General features: G+C 70.9%; 17 protein-coding genes. 12 read left to right on the top strand and 5 right to left on the bottom strand.

Features of this window, described 5'->3' with window-relative positions:
- Positions 1-51 precede the first annotated feature (51 nt).
- Positions 52-2,199, top strand: coding sequence for a selenide, water dikinase SelD (selD, locus tag OB2597_RS10545; RefSeq protein WP_009805542.1), 2,148 nt, complete (start codon positions 52-54; stop codon positions 2,197-2,199).
- On the opposite strand, the gene mnmH is transcribed toward selD, so the two are convergent.
- Complete coding sequence (gene mnmH, locus OB2597_RS10540; protein WP_009805541.1) at positions 2,196-3,242, bottom strand: tRNA 2-selenouridine(34) synthase MnmH; 1,047 nt, start codon at positions 3,240-3,242, stop codon at positions 2,196-2,198. The two genes, selD and mnmH, sit on opposite strands and share 4 nt — an antisense overlap.
- Before the next feature lie 119 nt (positions 3,243-3,361).
- Between mnmH and modA the strand changes: the two genes are divergently transcribed.
- From modA to OB2597_RS10520, 4 genes are all read left to right on the top strand, one after another.
- Positions 3,362-4,117: a molybdate ABC transporter substrate-binding protein gene (modA, locus tag OB2597_RS10535; protein WP_009805540.1), complete on the top strand. Its 756-nt coding sequence runs from the start codon at positions 3,362-3,364 to the stop codon at positions 4,115-4,117.
- Positions 4,114-4,806 carry a molybdate ABC transporter permease subunit gene (gene modB, locus OB2597_RS10530; protein WP_009805539.1) on the top strand — a complete coding sequence of 231 codons (693 nt, stop codon included), beginning with the start codon at positions 4,114-4,116 and terminating at the stop codon, positions 4,804-4,806. Before modA ends, modB begins: the two co-directional genes overlap by 4 nt.
- Positions 4,803-5,897 (top strand): molybdenum ABC transporter ATP-binding protein, encoded by a 1,095-nt coding sequence (modC, locus tag OB2597_RS10525; protein ID WP_009805538.1) that lies wholly within the window; start codon positions 4,803-4,805, stop codon positions 5,895-5,897. Before modB ends, modC begins: the two co-directional genes overlap by 4 nt.
- 79 nt (positions 5,898-5,976) lie before the next feature.
- Positions 5,977-6,726 (top strand): tyrosine-protein phosphatase, encoded by a 750-nt coding sequence (locus OB2597_RS10520; protein ID WP_009805537.1) that lies wholly within the window; start codon positions 5,977-5,979, stop codon positions 6,724-6,726.
- Here OB2597_RS10520 and OB2597_RS10515 read toward each other — a convergent pair whose 3' ends face one another.
- Positions 6,727-8,691, bottom strand: coding sequence for an AsmA family protein (locus OB2597_RS10515; protein WP_009805536.1), 1,965 nt, complete (start codon positions 8,689-8,691; stop codon positions 6,727-6,729).
- 120 nt (positions 8,692-8,811) lie between these two features.
- Here OB2597_RS10515 and rimO point away from each other — a divergent pair, with 120 nt between their 5' ends.
- The gene (rimO, locus tag OB2597_RS10510) at positions 8,812-10,203 is read left to right on the top strand and encodes a 30S ribosomal protein S12 methylthiotransferase RimO (RefSeq protein WP_009805535.1); all 1,392 of its coding nucleotides are present in this window, start codon (positions 8,812-8,814) and stop codon (positions 10,201-10,203) included.
- 145 nt (positions 10,204-10,348) lie between these two features.
- Here the strand turns inward: rimO and OB2597_RS10505 are convergent, their stop codons facing one another.
- Positions 10,349-11,059 carry a M48 family metallopeptidase gene (locus tag OB2597_RS10505; RefSeq protein WP_009805534.1) on the bottom strand — a complete coding sequence of 237 codons (711 nt, stop codon included), beginning with the start codon at positions 11,057-11,059 and terminating at the stop codon, positions 10,349-10,351.
- Between the two features lie 144 nt (positions 11,060-11,203).
- On the opposite strand from OB2597_RS10505, the gene OB2597_RS10500 reads away from it, so the two are divergent.
- From OB2597_RS10500 to OB2597_RS10485, 4 genes are all read left to right on the top strand, one after another.
- A complete protein-coding gene (locus tag OB2597_RS10500; RefSeq protein WP_009805533.1) occupies positions 11,204-11,446 on the top strand; it encodes a hypothetical protein in 243 nt (80 codons plus the stop codon).
- 307 nt (positions 11,447-11,753) lie between these two features.
- The gene (locus OB2597_RS10495; protein WP_009805532.1) at positions 11,754-12,860 is read left to right on the top strand and encodes a class II histone deacetylase; all 1,107 of its coding nucleotides are present in this window, start codon (positions 11,754-11,756) and stop codon (positions 12,858-12,860) included.
- 264 nt (positions 12,861-13,124) lie between these two features.
- A complete protein-coding gene (locus OB2597_RS22540) occupies positions 13,125-13,703 on the top strand; it encodes a nitroreductase family protein (protein WP_009805531.1) in 579 nt (192 codons plus the stop codon).
- Complete coding sequence (locus OB2597_RS10485) at positions 13,688-14,386, top strand: EI24 domain-containing protein (protein WP_009805530.1); 699 nt, start codon at positions 13,688-13,690, stop codon at positions 14,384-14,386. The genes OB2597_RS22540 and OB2597_RS10485 overlap by 16 nt, the downstream gene beginning before the upstream one ends.
- A gap of 100 nt (positions 14,387-14,486) precedes the next feature.
- Here OB2597_RS10485 and OB2597_RS10480 read toward each other — a convergent pair whose 3' ends face one another.
- Positions 14,487-14,771 (bottom strand): DUF1467 family protein, encoded by a 285-nt coding sequence (locus tag OB2597_RS10480; RefSeq protein WP_009805529.1) that lies wholly within the window; start codon positions 14,769-14,771, stop codon positions 14,487-14,489.
- Positions 14,771-15,175: a methylmalonyl-CoA epimerase gene (gene mce, locus OB2597_RS10475; RefSeq protein WP_009805528.1), complete on the bottom strand. Its 405-nt coding sequence runs from the start codon at positions 15,173-15,175 to the stop codon at positions 14,771-14,773. The genes OB2597_RS10480 and mce overlap by 1 nt, the downstream gene beginning before the upstream one ends.
- A 164-nt stretch (positions 15,176-15,339) precedes the next feature.
- On the opposite strand from mce, the gene OB2597_RS10470 reads away from it, so the two are divergent.
- Both OB2597_RS10470 and OB2597_RS10465 read left to right on the top strand, forming a co-directional pair.
- Positions 15,340-16,056, top strand: a complete 717-nt coding sequence (locus tag OB2597_RS10470) for a response regulator (RefSeq protein WP_009805527.1) — start codon at positions 15,340-15,342, stop codon at positions 16,054-16,056.
- A gap of 80 nt (positions 16,057-16,136) precedes the next feature.
- Positions 16,137-16,568, top strand: a complete 432-nt coding sequence (locus OB2597_RS10465) for a metallopeptidase family protein (RefSeq protein WP_009805526.1) — start codon at positions 16,137-16,139, stop codon at positions 16,566-16,568.
- Positions 16,569-16,605: the final 37 nt, after the last annotated feature.

The raw sequence follows: 16,605 nt of genomic DNA, 5'->3' as shown, positions 1-16,605 counted from the left end.
GCGCGGCGCTAGCAACGATGCAACCCTTGGACAGCCGGACCGGACCCTCTCATGCAGCCGCAAATCCCCCTGACCCGCGATGTGGTGCTGATCGGCGGCGGACATGCTCATGCGCTCGTTCTGCGGATGTGGGGGATGAAGCCTGTGCCGGGTGTCCGTCTGACACTCATCGATCCGCGCCCGGTCGCGCCCTATACCGGCATGCTGCCGGGCCACGTCGCCGGGCACTATTCCGAAGACGAGATCGCCATCGACCTGGCCCGCCTGTGCCGGTTCGCCGGGGCCCGCATCGTGCTCGAGCCGGCGCAGGGTCTCGACCTTCGCGAAAGGACCGTGCGCGCGGGCGGCCGGACCATCGCCTATGACGTGGTGTCGCTCGATGTGGGGATCACCGGCGATCTGCCGGACGTCGAGGGGTTCGCCGCGCACGGCACGCCGGTCAAGCCCTTCGCGCGGTTCGCGGCGGGTTGGCGTCGGTTCCTCTCGACCGGAGCGGGGCAGGCAGTCGTGATCGGCAACGGGCTGGGCGGGGCCGAGGTCGCCATGGCCATGGCGCACCGGTTGGGGCCGGGGCGCGTCACGGTTGTCGGCGGCGGTGCCGTCGCGCGGGCGGGGGCCGCGCTGAACCGTCGGATTGGGCATGAGATGGACCGGCTGGGCGTCACGCTCGTGCCCGGCCGCGCCAGTGCCGTCACCGAAGGCCGCGTGGTGCTCGACAGCGGGCGCGCGCTTGCCTCGGCCTTCACCGTCGGCGCCGGGGGCGCCACGCCGCAGCGCTGGCTGGAGAGCACGGGCCTGCCGCTCGACAAGGGCTTCGTGGAGGTCGGGCCGACGCTCCAGGTGCGCGGGCATCCCGAGGTCTTCGCGGCCGGCGACTGCGCACAGCTCACCCATGCGCCGCGCCCCAGGGCGGGGGTCTACGCGGTGCGCGCGGCCCGGGTGCTGGACCGGAACCTGCGGGCGGCGGTGGCGGGCGGCGGGATGGGGGCCTTTCGGCCGCAGCGGCATTTCCTGCGGCTGGTCTCGCTTGGCGAACGCCGGGCCGCGGCCGAGAAATGGCCCGCTCTGCCCGTGGCGCCCGCCGGGGCGATGGTCTGGCGCTGGAAGGATCGGATCGACCGCCGCTTCATGCGGAAGCTGACCGAGCTGCCGGTGATGACGACCCCGGTCCCCCGCAACGCGGCCCGGGGGGTGGGCGAGATGATGACCGCCGCGCCGCTCTGTGCGGGATGCGGGGCCAAGGTGGGGGCGGGGATGCTGGGCCAGGTGCTCGAGGGGCTGCCGCAACCCGACCGCGCGGACGTGCTCGCGGGGCCCGGCGACGACGCGGGGATCCTGAGGATGGGCAACGCGCGGCAGGTGCTGACCACGGACCACCTGCGCGCCTTCTGCGCGGATCCGGGGCTCATGTCGCGGATCGCGGCGCAGCACGCGCTCGGCGATGTCCGGGCCATGGGGGCGCGGGCCCAGTCCGCGCTGGCGCAGATCATCCTGCCCCGGGCCTCCGAGGCGCTGCAGGCGCGCATGATGCGCGAGATCATGGAGGCCGCGGGCGAGGTCTTCACCCAGGAGGGGGCGGTGATCCTCGGCGGGCATTCGACGATGGGCGCCGAACTCACCATCGGGTTCACCGTGACCGGGCTCTGCGACGGCGATCCGGTCCGGCTGGACGGGGCGCGCGCGGGCGACGCGCTGATCCTGACGGGACGGATCGGCAGCGGTGTCCTGCTGGCCGGAGAGATGCGGCAGGAGGCGCGGGGCGCGGATGTCGCCGCGCTGTGGTCCGCCATGGCGCGCGGACCCGGCAACCTGCGGGCGCTGGAGGGGGCGCATGCGATGACGGATGTCACCGGGTTCGGCCTCGCCGGGCACCTGATGGCGATCTGCCGCGCCTCGGGCCTAGGGGCCGAGATCGATCCGGCGGCGGTGCCGCTTCACGAGGGGGCGCTGGCGTTGGCCGGGCGCGGCGTGCGCTCGACGCTTTACGAGGCGAACCGCGCCAATGCGCCCGTTTTCGGACCGGAGGATGCGCGCACCGCGCTGCTGCACGATCCCCAGACGGCCGGCGGCTTCCTGGCGGCGGTCGCGCCGGACGCGGCCGGAAGCATCCTGGCGGGGCTTGCCGCGGACGGGGTGCCGGCGGTGAACATCGGACACATGGCGGCCGGTCCCGTCGGTATTTCGGTGCTCCGCGGCTAGAGGCCCTGGGCCGACAGGATGCGCCGGGCGGTGTCGCGCAGGGTGGCGTCCGAGAGATCGCGCAGATCGTGGGACGACACCGCGCGCCCCTTGCGCGCCGTGCTGCGGGCATAGCGCGGATCGTAGTGGTCGCGCATCAGGGCGGTGGCGAGCGTGGCGAAGTCGCCGCCGGAGACGGCCGCCTGCCAGTCCGCGATGCGCCCGGCCGGGTGGTAGGGCCGCAGCCGGTCGATGATCGCGCCCAGTTCCTCGCGGTCGGCCGTCAGCTCGGCGTAGGTGTCGATCAGGTGCCGGGCCCGGACGCCGCGCGGCGCGGCAATCTCGATCCGCGGGGCCGAAAGCATCGCCTTCCAGAGTGCACCGGGGATCAGCAGGTCGCCGATCTTGTTGCTCTCGGCCTCGAGATAGACCGGCCGGTCCGGGTCGAACCCGGTCAGGGCCGCGGCCAGCCCGCTTTCGAACATCTTCTGTGCCGGCTGCGGCCCCGCCAATCCCCCGAAGAGCGAGCCGCGATGCCGGGCCAGCCCCTCGAGGTCGATCACCTGCGCGCCTTCCTCGGCGAGATGGGCAAGCAACCGGGTCTTGGCGGTGCCGGTATTGCCGTCGATCAGGACCGGCCGCCAGGGCAGGGGGTCGTCGTGCAGAAGCGCGGCCACGAGCCGCCGGTAGGCCCGGTATCCGCCCTCGACCGTGTCGGCGCGCCAGCCGATCTGTTTCAGGATCACCGCGAAGGATCCCGACCGCTGCCCGCCACGCCAGCAATAGACCAGCGGGCGCCAGCCCCCGGTGCGGTCGGACAGCGGCCCCTCGATATGCCGCGCCGCGTTGCGCGACACCAGCGCCGCGCCGATCTTGCGGGCCTCGAAGGGATCGACCTGCTTGTAGATCGTGCCGACACGCGCGCGTTCGGCGTCGCTCAGCACCGGAAGCGAGATCGCGCCCGGCACGTGGTCCTCGTCGAATTCCGCGGAGCTGCGCACGTCGATGATGTCATCGAAGGGCAGGTCGGCCAGGGCTTTGAGGGCGGTCAGGGTGACGGGCATGGCGGGGCTGTGAATGGTTCGAGGCCCGGATATGCACGCGGCGGCGCCGAGCCGCAAGCGCGGCTGCCGCGGAATAGTGCTTGAATTCCGGGCGCCGCTTGGATGACATGCCTGCACTCATGAGACGAATTCTGTTCAGTTTCCTCATCTTGCTCGGTCTGGCGCTGCCCGTTCAGGCGGATCGCCTGCTTGTCTTCGCGGCGGCGAGCCTAGCCGGCCCCCTGGACGAGGCGGCCAGGCTTTGGAACGCGGAGAACGCCACCGATGTGGTGATCTCCTATGCCGGCAGCTCGGCGCTGGCGCGGCAGATCGAGGCGGGGGCGCCGGCGGATGTGTTCCTCTCGGCGAACGAGGGATGGATGGACGACCTGGCGGCCAAGGAATTCGTCGACAACGACACCCGCCGGGTGCTGTGGCGGAACCGGCTGGTGCTGGTGTCGCATGCGGCGGGACCCGAGATGCAGCTGGACCCGGAAATGGACCTTCCCGGCCTGCTGGACGGCCAGCGCCTGGCCGTCGCGCTGACGGATGCGGTTCCGGCAGGGGTCTATGCCCGCGAGGCGCTGGCCAGCTTCGGCGCCTGGGACGCGGTCAAGGACCAGCTGGCCGAGGCCGACAACGTACGGGCGGCGCTGGCGCTGGTGGCGGTCGGGGCGGCGCCCTGGGGGATCGTCTACGCCACCGATGCGCAGGCCGAGCCGCGCGTCCATCTGCGGGGCGTCTTCCCCGACGACGCGCACATGCCGGTCACCTATCCCGCCGCCGCGATGAGCGGCAGCCTCGCTGAGGCCGCGGCTTTTCTCGACCACCTGTCGAGCGGCCCGGTCCGCGCGCTGTTCCGGGCCGCGGGTTTCCAGGTGGTGCCGGCCCCGTGACCGGCTGGCTGGGGCCCGAGGAATGGGCCGCGGTGGCGCTGTCGCTGCGGGTCGCCTTCTGGGCCACCCTGGTATCGCTGCCGCTCGGTCTCTGGGTCGCGATGCTGCTGGCGCGGGGCCGGTTCCGGGGCCGCGAGGCGCTGAACGTCGTCGTCCACCTGCCGCTGGTCCTGCCGCCCGTCGTGGTGGGCTATCTGCTGCTCGAGACGTTCTCTCCCGCCGCGCCGGTCGGGCGGGCCCTCGCCTCCATCGGGGTCGAGGTCGCCTTTCGCTGGACGGGGGCGGCGCTGGCGGCGGCGGTCATGGGATTCCCGCTGATGGTCCGCGCGATCCGGCTGGCGATCGAGGCGGTCGATCCCCGGCTCGAGCAGGCGGCCGCCACCCTCGGCGCCTCGCGGGTCCGTGTCTTTGTCACGATCACCCTGCCGCTGGCCCTGCCGGGCGTGCTGGCGGGCGCGGTGCTGTGCTTTGCCAAGGCCATGGGCGAATTCGGCGCGACGATCACCTTCGTCTCGAACATCCCCGGCGAGACGCGCACCCTGCCGTCCGCCATCTACGCCTTCCTGCAGCAACCGGGCGGCGAGGGGGCGGCGCTGCGCCTCGTCGTGGTCTCGGTCGCGGTGGCCGCCCTGGCCCTCGTCGCCTCCGAGGCGCTGGCGCGGGCCATGACCCGAAGGGTCGGGTCATGAGCCTCGAGGTCGCGATCCGTCACCGGCTGGGCGGGATGGAGCTGGTCGCCGATTTCTCGGCCTCCGCCGGCGTCACCGCGCTCTTCGGTCATTCGGGCGCGGGCAAGACGACCGTCGTCGGCGCGGTGGCCGGCCTGGTGCGGCCCGACGCCGGGCGGATCGTCCTGGATGGCGAGGTGCTGTTCGACGCCGAGGCCGGGACCGACCTGCCGGTGCATCGCCGCCGGTTCGGCTATGTGTTCCAGGACGCGCGGCTGTTTCCGCACATGACGGTGCGCCGCAACCTGCTTTACGGGGCGGGGGGCGACGCCGGGCTGGGCCGGGTCTGCGACCTGCTGGGCATCGGGGGGCTGCTTAGTCGCCGGCCCGGCACGCTCTCGGGCGGGGAACAGGCGCGGGTCGCCATCGGTCGCGCCCTGCTGTCGCAGCCGCGCATGCTGCTGATGGACGAACCCTTCGCCTCGCTCGACCAGGCGCGGAAAGAGGAGATCCTGCCCTACCTCGAACGGCTGCGGGACGAGGCGGGGATCCCGATCCTCTATGTCTCGCACGCGGTCGAAGAGGTCGCGCGGCTGGCGGACACGCTGGTCGTACTCGACAGTGGCCGGGTCGTGCGCGCCGGCCCCGCCGCGGCGCTGTTCGCCGATCCGGGGCTCGCGCCCGCGCTCGGCCCGCGGGCGGCGGGGGCGGTGATCCCGGGGCGGGTCGAGGCGCAGCACGAGGACGGGCTGACCGAGGTGGCGGTTTCGGGCGGCCGTCTTCTGCTGCCCCGCATCGACGCCGGTGCCGGCGCGGCGCTGCGGATCCGGATCGCCGCGCAGGACGTGATGCTGTCGCTGTCGCGGCCCGAGCGGGTCTCGGCGCTCAACATCCTGCCCGCCACCATCGCCGAGCTGCATCCGGGGCAGGGCCCGGGGGTCATGGTCCAGTGCCGCTGCGGAGAGGACCTGATCCTCGCACGCATCACGCGCCGCTCGGCCGAGGGGCTGGCCCTGGCGCCCGGCCAGTCCTGCTATGCCGTGATCAAGAGCGTGGCGGTGGCCCGGGGCGATGTCGGGCAGGCCCAGATCGTCCCGCCGGGCCGGGTGTGAGGCGACAGCAGGTCCTTGCCCCCCGGTGGATAATGTCTACCTTGCAGGCGAATTCCGCAGGAGCCGCACAGGAGCCGCAATGACCGTCACTCTCGATACCGTCGCCTTGCCCTATGCCGGGGTCCACAACATCCGCTGTCTCGGAGGGTACCCGACCGGTCGAGGCGGGACGACGCGGGCGGACGCGATCTGGCGGGGCTGCGCCCTGACGGGGATCGGGGACACGGAGCGCGAGGACCTGCTGACCCGTGGCCTCGCGACGATCATCGACCTGCGGCGCGCGGACGAGATCGCCGCCGCGCCCAACCCTCTCGCGGGGGATCCGCGTGTGAGCTACGTGAACATTCCGCTGTTCGACGGGCTGGCGCCGCTGGACCGGATGGCCGAAGAGGCCGGCGGCGGGTTCAACATGGGTATCCGGTATCGTCGCGCGCTGGACGACTGCCAGGACAACATGGCGCGGGTCATGCGGACCATCGCCGATGCACCGCCGGGCGGGCTTTATTTCCATTGCACCGCCGGCAAGGACCGAACCGGGCTGATCGCCATGCTTCTGCTATCGAACGCCGGGGTGGACCGCGAGATCGTGATCGCGGAATACGCCCTGACCGAGCGGCTCGGGGCGTCGCTGATGGACAGGCTGCGGACGGGCATCCGGGCGCGCGGGGCCACGCCCGAGCGGACGGACCGCATCCTCGCCTCCGAACCGGAGACGATGCGCGCCGTGATGGATCACCTCGACAAGACCTATGGCGGCCCGGTCTCCTATCTCGATCACATCGGGATAGACGCGCCCCTGCGCGACAGCCTGGCGGCGCGGCTCGCCTGATCAGCGGTCGAAGAGTTTCAGCAGGCCCTTGCGGGCCTCCTCTTCGAGCGTGCGTTTCAGCGCGTCCTCGGTGCTTTCGCCGTCGCGCTGCTCGATGCCCAGTTCGTCGCGGACCCGGTCGCGAAGCTTCTGTTCGAACGCGGCCTTTTCCTCGGCCGCGTTCAGCTGGATGGCTTTCTCGACATCGACCGTGATCCGGGGGGCGGACCAGGGGCCGCGGATCCACACCGGAAGGGCGATGCCGCGCCCGTCGCGCGCCTTCAGGCTGACCGGCGTGAAGAGATAGTCGATCCGCCGTTCGCCCAGCCCGACCGTGCCTTCTCCACGTGCCTCGATGCCGCCCAGCGTCATCAGCAGGTCCGTGTTGGACAGCACACCGTCCTCCATGGAGAAGGTTGCCCGGGTCTCGTCGAAGATCGTGGTGCCGCCGCTCGGGTCGCCGCCGCGGAACAGGCGGTCAAGGTCGATGCCGCGGATCGTGCCGCGCCCGGTGTCGATGCCGCCATCGCCGGAGAGCGAATTGATGATGGCCGCGACGGACTGTCCGACGCCGAGGAACCTGACGCGCGCCGCCGCCGAGCCGGTGAAGCGGGTAACGCCGGCCAGTTCCGTCAGCGCCTGGTCCAGCGCGATGTCGGCGGCCCTGAGATCACCGCCGACCGACAGGCCGTTGCGGTTGTTGGCGACGAATTCTCCGGTCACCAGGCCGCCGAAGGCGCGCAATTCGCGCAGCGTGGCCACGGCCCGGGCGCGGTCGATGGTGACGAGGACGCGGGTCTGGCCGATCTCCGTCGTGCCGAGGTCGAGCGAGGGGGCCGAGATCGCGATCTCGCCGTCGAGACGGTTCAGCGACCCGGCATCGATCGGGGCGGTTGACCAGCCCGAGCGCGCGGCCCCGCCGCCGCTGACGGAGGCCGGGGCGCCGCCCGCGGTCAGGGCGGACAGGTCCAGCGGGCCCGCATCCACCCGCGCATTCAGCCGGGGCCGGGGGCCGCCGGTCGTGAGGTCCGCGGCGACGGTCGCCGCGTTGCCGCCCGAACTCATCCGCCCCTCGCGCAGGGCGAGCAGCCCCACGCGGGTCAGCGTGACCTGCGCCGCGAGGTCGAGGTCGCGGCCCAGCCCGCGGGACAGCCCCGGATCGGCCCGGCCCAGGGCGCGGGCGAGGGCGCCCGTGTCCGCGATATCCAGGCTCAGCGCGCCTTCGGCTTCCGGGCCGACCGAGGCGCGCCCTTCGAACCGACCCGAGGCCGAAGGGGCCTCGAGGTCGAAGACGACCGGAGAGATGCGCGCCTCGGCAAAGGCCCGGGGGTCGGCGATCGTGCCGGAGAGGCGGATCGGCGCGCCGTTCGGGCGCAGGGTCAGGTCGATCCGCGCCGGTCCGCGCGCCTCCGGATAGGCGACGGTCAGGTCGATGTCGCGCTGGCTGACCTCGGTGCCGGTCCGGTGGTCGGCGAAGTAGACCGAGGCGCCGGTGATCACCGCATCGTCGATCGTGAAGGCCGGGCGCTGCACCGGCGCTGCCGCGGTGGCCGCCGGTGCCGCGCCGGAGGGCTGCGCCTCGGTCGCCGCGACCGCCGCCTTGCCGCCCACCTCCCAGTTGCCTTCGCCGTCCGCGTTGCGCTCGAGCAGGATCTGCGGGGCCTCGGCATGGAGCGTCCGGATGCGGATGTCGCGCCGGATCAGCGCGGCGGCATCGACGCCGATGGTCACCCTTTGCGCCTGGAACATCGGACCATTGTCGGACCAGTCGGCATTGGCGATCCGCAGCCCGTCCACCGTCACGCCGAGATCGGGCCAGAGCGTGAACCGCGCCTCGCCGCCGATCCGCACCTCGCGCCCCGTCCGGCGGCCGAGCTCGTCGGCCGCGACCTGCGCGATCCTCTCGCCGGGCACGAGGAACAGCCCGGCCACGAAGACCAGCGAAAAGGCGATGATCATCCCGATCACGAGCCGAATGAGCCGCATGCCACCTCCGCGCGGTTGAACGGTGTCAACCTATCATGGCCGATGCGCGCCACAAGCCGCCGCCGCGGACATCCCGTCGCGGTGGTTGCAAAAGCGCGGCAAGGGCGTATAGGCGGCGGCATGGTCCAGAATCCCCCGAACCTCCGCCCCGACATCGCGCCCGCGGCGCGTCTCGGCGACACGCGCCGCCCCGGTCAGCCCTCGATCGGCATGGTCTCCCTCGGCTGTCCGAAGGCGCTGGTCGACAGCGAGCGGATCCTGACCCGCCTGCGGGCCGAGGGCTATGCCATCTCGGCCGATTATGCCGGGGCCGATGCGGTGATCGTGAATACCTGCGGCTTTCTCGACAGCGCAAAGGCCGAAAGCCTCGACGCCATCGGCGAGGCGCTGAACGAGAACGGCCGGGTGATCGTGACCGGATGTCTCGGGGCCGAGCCCGAGTTCATCACCGGCGCGCATCCCAAGGTGCTCGCCGTGACCGGGCCGCACCAGTACGAACAGGTGCTCGACGTGGTGCACGGGGCGGTGCCGCCCGCGCCCGACCCGTTCATCGACCTGCTGCCCGCCTCGGGGGTGACGCTGACGCCGCGGCACTACAGCTATCTCAAGATCGCCGAGGGCTGTAACCACAAGTGCAGGTTCTGCATCATCCCGGACATGCGGGGCCGGCTCGCCTCGCGGCCCGCCCATGCCGTGCTGCGCGAGGCCGAGAAACTGGTCGAGGCCGGGGTCCGGGAACTGCTCGTGATCAGCCAGGACACCTCGGCCTACGGGGTGGACCGGCGCCATGACCTCTCGCCCTGGAAGGGCGGCGAGGTGCGCAGCCACATCACCGACCTGGCCCGCGAACTGGGGGGCCTCGGTGCCTGGGTGCGCCTGCACTACATCTATCCCTATCCGCATGTGCGCGAGCTGATTCCGCTGATGGCCGAAGGCAGGGTGCTGCCCTATCTCGACATCCCCTTCCAGCACGCCCACCCCGACACGCTGCGCCGGATGGCCCGCCCCGCGGCCGCCGAACGCACGCTGGACCGGATCGCCGAATGGCGCTCGATCTGCCCCGGGATCACCCTGCGCTCGACCTTCATCGTCGGCTATCCGGGCGAAACCGAAGAGGAATTCTCCACGCTGCTCGAGTGGATGGACGAGGCACAGCTCGATCGCGTGGGCTGTTTCAAATACGAGAACGTCGCCGGCGCGCGGTCGAACGACCTTCCGGACCACGTCCCCGACACGGTCAAGCAGGAGAGGTGGGAGCGCTTCATGGAAAAGGCGCAGGCCATCTCTGCGGCCAAGCTCGCCGCCAAGGTGGGCACGGTGCAGCAGGTGATCGTGGACGAGATCGACGAGGACGGGATCGCGACCTGCCGGACCATGGCCGACGCGCCGGAGATCGACGGTAACCTCTTCTTGGACGAGGATACCGAGGGGCTCGCCCCCGGCGACATTCTCGAGGTCGAGGTCGACGAGGCCAGCGAATACGATCTCTGGGGCCTTCGGCTGCGATCATAGCGGTTTCGTGCCGGCCGGGTCGGCGCGGGCGGTCCGGCGGACCGCACCTCGGATGCCGATGCGCCGGCTGTCCCTATCCTCTCCCGAACGGGGCAGGCGGGGCCCGTCTTCGCCCCCGAGCCCGGTTGGACCGACGCTGGCGCGCTCAGCGCAGTGCCGCGCGCACCGCCTCGACCCGGTTGGAATTGGGCGGGTGAGTGCCGAGGAACCGGTTGCCCGGATCGGGCGAGCGTTCGAAATACCGCGCGCCGTTGATCGGATCGAACCCGGCGTCGCGGGCGATGCGGGCGCCGATCGCATCGGCCTCGAGTTCGTAGTCCTTGGCATAGACCCGCGAGCCCAGCACGGCGCCGAGCCGCGCCGCCGTATCCAGCGCCGCGCCCGAGGCGCCGCCCCGCGCGGCGGCACTGGCAAAGATCAGCGCGGCCGCGCGGGTCGATTCCCGCCGCCGGTCGAGGTGGCGGGCGATGTGGTGGGCGGCCTCGTGCGAAAGGATGAAGGCCATCTCGTCGTCGTTCTGCACATAGGCGATCATCGGCACGGTCACGACGATCACCGGATGTCCGGACTTGTCCACCAGCTGGAAGGCGTTGATCGGGGCCTGCGGGTTGTCATCGACGACGATCCGGAAGTCGCAGTTGAGATCCGGCGCATCGCGGCGGCAGACCCGTTCGGCCACCGGCTCGACCCGTTCGGCCACGCTGACAAAGCGCCGGGCGGCCGCATCGACCGAAATCGGGATATCGATAGTGCCGGCCGGCGGCCGCGCGACAGGGCCGGTGCCGGGCACGTCGCACCCCGCCAGCAGGGCCAGCAGCGGTAGCAAAAGCACTGTGATGCGAAACCGTGCGATCATCCGGACCTTCCCGTTTTTCCGCGCCTTCTATCCGGGTTTTCGCCCGCCCTTGCAACCACGCAAGGTTGTCGTTGTGCGGCCCGCATTCCGCTATGGCGTCCTGCCGCTTGCGTGCCGGGCCGGGGCCGACCTAGGCTCGGGCTCATGTTCACCATCGAGCACGAATTCGATTCGACCCTCATCACCATCGTCGATGACGGCGGGGTGCCTCTTCAGGAAGACGTGATCATCAACGCTTTCTCCGAATGCGTGACCGTCGAGCAATACGACGCACGTCAGGACGTGGTGCAGAAGATCACCCTGTCCATGGCTCAGCTGCGCGACCTGGCCGCCGCGATGAACCTGCCCGAGGGCAGCTATTCGCTCGTGCGGTCCGAGCAGGACTAGGGGGCAGCGGCGCAAACCGTCCGGTCTCGGGGCGGGGGCGGCGCCGTGCAGGCGCGGCCGCGTCGCGGTCGCCCCGCGCGTCCGGCCGGAGGTTTCGCCACCGCGACGCTGGCTTTCCCGTCTTCCGATGCGGCTGCCGGAGCGCACTTCATCCGGCCTTTCCTGCCCTGACGGGCCCCGCGCGTCCGGCGCACGGACCCGCAAGGACGTGCAGGTCGGCTCGGTCTCCGGCCGGGGCGGGTCCGGGGGGTTGCGGTGCGGCGGGGTGCCGGGCCAAGGTCGGCCAGGCATCAAGGGAGGTGACGGCATGTCGACGGGCTTCTACTGGGACGAACGCTGTTTCTGGCATTCGGGCGGAAGCTACGCCCTCACGCTTCCCGTCGGGGGGCTGGTGCAGCCTCTGGCGGCCGGGGGGCTTCCGGAAAGCCCCGAAACCAAGCGGCGGCTGCGGAACCTGATGGACGTCACGGGCCTTTCCCGCGATCTCGTCATGACCTCGGCCGAACCCGCCGGTCGCGAAGACATGATGCGCATCCATCCCGAAAGCTACCTCGACCGCTTCAAGGAGATGTCGGACGCCGGCGGCGGAGAACTCGGCCTCCGCACGCCCTTCGGCAAGGACGGCTACGAGATCGCGGCGCTTTCGGCGGGCCTCGCCAGGCAGGCGCTGCTCGACGTGATGCGGGGCCGGGTCCAGAACGCCTATTCCCTCTCGCGTCCGCCGGGCCACCACTGCCTGCCCGATTGGCCCAATGGCTTCTGCCTGCTCAACAATATCGCGATCGCCATTGCCGCCGCGCAGGCCGAGGGGCTGGCCGGGCGGGTGGCGGTGGTCGACTGGGACGTGCACCACGGAAACGGGACAGAACACATATTCTACGACCGCGACGACGTGCTGACGATCTCGGTCCATCAGGAGCACAACTACCCGCTGGATGCCGGCGATGTCTCGGATCGCGGCACGGGCACGGGCGAGGGGTGCAACATGAACATTCCCCTGCCGCCCGGTGCCGGGCACGTCGCCTATCTCGAGGTGATGGACCGGCTGATCCTGCCCGCGCTCGAACGGTTCCGCCCCGACGTGATCGTCGTGGCCTGCGGATACGACGCGGGGCTTTTCGATCCGCTCGCCCGGATGCTCTGCACGGCGGATACCTTCGGCGTCATGACGGCGCGCGTGAAGGGCGCGGCCGACCGGCTCTGCGACGGACGCCTGCTGATGGTGCACGAGGGCGGCTATTCCGAGGCCTACGTGCCGTTCTGCGGTCACCGCGTGCTCGAGGAACTGTCGGGGTCATCCTGCATCGCGCCGGATCCGGTGGCCTCCACGGCACATGCGCGCCAGCCGAACGGGCGGTCCGACGCCTTCTTCAGCGGGCTGATCGGCGGGATGGAGGCGTATTTCTTCGAGTGATCCGCCACCGGGGCGATCCGACCCTGCGCCGATGCGATGAGCCGGAACGGCCGGCGCGCGGTGCGCCCTTGACCGGGCAAACCGAGGGGTTGCGTGCAGCCCGGTCCTTCACCATCGCCTTCGGCCCGGGCGATGCCTCGGATCACGGTCCGCGGGAACGCCGTCGGCCCCCCGTCAGCCCGAACGGCCCGGTCTTCCGCGCCCCGGCTCTCTTGACCCTTCGCGCCGGACCCCCGACATAGGCGGCAACGGAACGGAGATCCCATGCCCGAGAAGAACCAGGCCGCCCTCGATTTTCTCGCGACCCGCCGGTCGCATCCGCCCAAGCTGCTGACCGAACCGGTCCCTGACCGGGCGCAGCTGGAAGAGCTGCTGACCATTGCCGCCCGCAGCCCCGACCACGGGGCGCTGATCCCCTGGCGATTCGTCGTGATAGAACAGCCCGCGATGCAGGGATTGGCCGAGCTGGCCGAGGCGCGCGGACGTTCGCTCGGCAAGGACGAGGAGACGGTCGCTAAGGGCCGCGGGCAGTTCGACCGGGGCAACCTGGCCGTGGCCGTGGTGGAATGCCCGGTCGAGGCCGAGAAGGTGCCGCCGCGCGAACAGACGCTGAGCGCGGGGGCGGTCTGCCTCAGCCTCGTCAATGCGGCTCTGGCCTCGGGCTGGGGCGCGGGCTGGGTGACAGGCTGGGTCTCGTTCGATCGCGGTTTCGTCGAACAGGGGCTGGGGCTAAGGAGCCACGAACAGGTGGCGGGCATCGTTCATATCGGCAGCTTCGCCTCGGCCCCCGCCGAACGGCCGCGCCCCGAGGTCAAGGACATCACAACGTGGCTCTCGGCGTAATTCTCTCGTCCTTCCTCGCGGCGCTCGGGCAGATCGGCGACCGGCGGTTCCGGCGCGTGCTGCTGCTCGGTGTCGGGCTGACCGTCGCGCTGCTCTTCGGCGCCTATGCCGCCTTCCTGGGGCTCCTGCAATGGGTGGTCGGCGAAGAGGCGACGTTGCCCCTGATCGGCGAGGTCACCTGGCTGGACGACCTGCTCACCTGGTCCTCGGTCGGGGTGATGATCGTCCTGTCGGTCTTCCTGATGGTCCCCGTGGCCTCGGCGATCACCTCGATGTTCCTCGAGGACGTGGCCGAGGCGGTCGAGGACCGGCACTATCCGCATCTGCCGCCGGCCGGGCGCACGGGGCTGGGCGACGCGGTGCTGGACACGCTGGGGTTCCTCGGCGTGATCATCCTGGCGAACCTGCTGGCGCTGGCGCTCTACGCCATCTTTCCGCCCTTCGCGCTCTTCATCTTCTGGGGGATGAACGGTTTCCTGCTGGGACGCGAATATTACACGCTGGCCGCGACGCGCCGGGTGGGGCGGGATCAGGCCCAGGTGCTGCGCCGCAGGCACATGCCGACGATCTGGGTGGCCGGAACGCTGATGGCGATGCCGCTGTCGGTGCCGCTGCTGAACCTTGTGATCCCGATCATCGGCGCGGCCACGTTCACGCATATCTATCACCGGCTGTCCCGCTAGCGCAGCTGGCCCGCCTCGGCCGCCTCCCGCACCTCCGTCATCCGACACAACGGCATCCCCGGCGCCGACCGGGGATCTCCCGGTCACCGCACGCCGGACGTCAGTTGTCGGGGTAGGGCGTCTCCATGCGGCCGAACCAGTCGAGGTCCTCGACGGTGAACCAGCCCGAGACGATGATTCCGCCGATGATCAGGAAGAGCACAACGGAAATGCCGGTGGTGATCCACAGCTTGGCCCGCAGGTGATGGATCTCCGGCGCGCCCGATTGCGTGCCGGGCGTCACCTTGCCCATGTCCTGCTGGGTCTTCAGCCGGATCGGCACGACGACCAGCAGCGTCATGAACCAGATCACCGCAAAGAGCACGACGGCCGAGGTCGGACCCATCAGACCTGCTCCAGTTCCACGAGGCAGCCGTTGAAATCCTTGGGATGCAGGAAGAGCACCGGCTTGCCATGGGCGCCGATCTTGGGCTCTCCGTCTCCCAGCACGCGGGCGCCGGTGGATTTCAGATGGTCGCGCGCGGCGATGATGTCGTCCACCTCGTAGCAGACATGATGGATGCCGCCCGCGGGGTTCTTGTCGAGAAATCCCTGGATGGGCGAGCCCTCGCCAAGCGGATAGAGCAGTTCGATCTTGGTGTTGGGCAGCTCGATGAAGATCACGGTCACGCCGTGGTCGGGTTCGTCCTGCGGTTCGCCGACCGTCGCGCCGAGCGCGGTGCGGTACTGGTCCGCGGCGGCGGTCAGGTCGGGGACGGCGATGGCGACGTGGTTCAGGCGGCCGATCATGGGCGGGTCTCCTCTGGCTTTGCGATGTTATGGGGCCGCGGCGTCGCCGAGGCAAGCGCGGCAGGGGGACGCGGGGGCACCGCACGCCGCGTTAACGGGCTTTTCAGAATTGGGCCTGTAGCGTCATGCACGAGGGGCACGAACGTCCCGGAAAGGAAAGTGCGATGAACGACAAGGAACCGACACTTCGCGACAACGTCCCGACGACGTCCCGGCCATTGCTGGGGATGACCATCCTCGTGGTCGAGGACAGCCGCTACGCGAGCGAGGCGATGCGCCTCATGTGCGTCCGGTCCGGTGCGCGTATCCGGCGGGCGGACTGCCTCGGCTCGGCCCGGCGACACCTGCAGGTCTACCGGCCCACGGTGATGATCGTCGATCTGGGACTGCCGGACGGCTCCGGCCTCGACCTCATCGCCGAGATGGGGCGGGCCAATCCCCGGGTCGACGTGCTGCTGGCCACCTCCGGCGACGCCGCGCTGCGCGAGGCCGCGCTGGACGCCGGCGCGGTCGGCTTCCTGGAAAAGCCGGTGCAGAAACTGGCGGCCTTCCAGAACGCGATCCTGACCCAGGTGCCGGAAGACCGGCGGCCGGCTGGGCCCCGGCCGGTCGATCCCGACGATGTGGAACCCGATGCCGTGGCCTACCGCGACGACATGGCGGCGATGGCCGACCGGCTCGAGCAGGGGGCGGACCCCCCGACGGTGCACTACGTGACGCAGTTCCTGCGCGGTGTGGCCCGCGCGGCGCGGGATACCGTCCTGCTCGACGCGGTGGACGCGCTGCGCGCCGACCAGCGATCGGGCCGCAACACGGGCGGCGGCGTGGCACGGGTCACGGGCCTGCTGCGCGACCGGGCGGCCCGCCGCGTCTCGCTCTGACAGTGCCGTTTCTCGCGCCGGACGATCCCGCCGCCGTTGCCGCCCTTGCCGACCGTCCGGGTGCGTGCGATAGCCTTGGCATGTGCGCCATTCCCTCAGGCCGGCCCCCTCGCGACGCTGCCGGTGCCGATCACTCTGCCGAGTACTTCCTCACCGTCGCGCGACGCGCCGTCGACGGCTTTCCGGCGGCCTTCCGCCCGGCCGCGCAGGAGGTGCGGATCATCGTGGCCGAACAGGCCGAGCCTGAAATGCTGAACGATCTGGGGATGGCCGATCCGCTGGACCTTACCGGGCTCTACGAAGGGATCCCGGTCACGGAGAAGTCCACATGGGACATCGTCGAGCAGCCCGACACGGTCTGGCTGTTCCGCGCGGCGATCCTGCACGAATGGCGCGACCGGGGCGATGTCGCGCTCGACGACCTGATCACCCACGTGACGGTGCACGAATTCGCCCACCACTTCGGCTGGTCGGACGCCGCCATCGCAGAGATCGACCCGTGGTGGGAATGAGCATCCCGGTCAGGCACGATCGGGCCAATGGGCGGCA

This window comes from Pseudooceanicola batsensis HTCC2597, from assembly GCF_000152725.1.
Classification (GTDB): Bacteria; Pseudomonadota; Alphaproteobacteria; order Rhodobacterales; family Rhodobacteraceae; genus Pseudooceanicola; species Pseudooceanicola batsensis.
Note: the sequence above shows the minus strand (reverse complement) of the source record. Positions and strands in the feature narration are given on the sequence as shown.

Coding starts and splice junctions, on each gene's coding strand:
- selD (WP_009805542.1), top strand. CDS start 52: ATGCAGCCGCAAATCCCCCTGACCCGCGATGTGGTGCTGATCGGCGGC.
- mnmH (WP_009805541.1), bottom strand. CDS start 3,242: ATGCCCGTCACCCTGACCGCCCTCAAAGCCCTGGCCGACCTGCCCTTC.
- modA (WP_009805540.1), top strand. CDS start 3,362: ATGAGACGAATTCTGTTCAGTTTCCTCATCTTGCTCGGTCTGGCGCTG.
- modC (WP_009805538.1), top strand. CDS start 4,803: ATGAGCCTCGAGGTCGCGATCCGTCACCGGCTGGGCGGGATGGAGCTG.
- OB2597_RS10520 (WP_009805537.1), top strand. CDS start 5,977: ATGACCGTCACTCTCGATACCGTCGCCTTGCCCTATGCCGGGGTCCAC.
- OB2597_RS10515 (WP_009805536.1), bottom strand. CDS start 8,691: ATGCGGCTCATTCGGCTCGTGATCGGGATGATCATCGCCTTTTCGCTG.
- rimO (WP_009805535.1), top strand. CDS start 8,812: ATGGTCCAGAATCCCCCGAACCTCCGCCCCGACATCGCGCCCGCGGCG.
- OB2597_RS10505 (WP_009805534.1), bottom strand. CDS start 11,059: ATGATCGCACGGTTTCGCATCACAGTGCTTTTGCTACCGCTGCTGGCC.
- OB2597_RS10500 (WP_009805533.1), top strand. CDS start 11,204: ATGTTCACCATCGAGCACGAATTCGATTCGACCCTCATCACCATCGTC.
- OB2597_RS10495 (WP_009805532.1), top strand. CDS start 11,754: ATGTCGACGGGCTTCTACTGGGACGAACGCTGTTTCTGGCATTCGGGC.
- OB2597_RS22540 (WP_009805531.1), top strand. CDS start 13,125: ATGCCCGAGAAGAACCAGGCCGCCCTCGATTTTCTCGCGACCCGCCGG.
- OB2597_RS10480 (WP_009805529.1), bottom strand. CDS start 14,771: ATGGGTCCGACCTCGGCCGTCGTGCTCTTTGCGGTGATCTGGTTCATG.
- mce (WP_009805528.1), bottom strand. CDS start 15,175: ATGATCGGCCGCCTGAACCACGTCGCCATCGCCGTCCCCGACCTGACC.
- OB2597_RS10470 (WP_009805527.1), top strand. CDS start 15,340: ATGAACGACAAGGAACCGACACTTCGCGACAACGTCCCGACGACGTCC.
- OB2597_RS10465 (WP_009805526.1), top strand. CDS start 16,137: ATGTGCGCCATTCCCTCAGGCCGGCCCCCTCGCGACGCTGCCGGTGCC.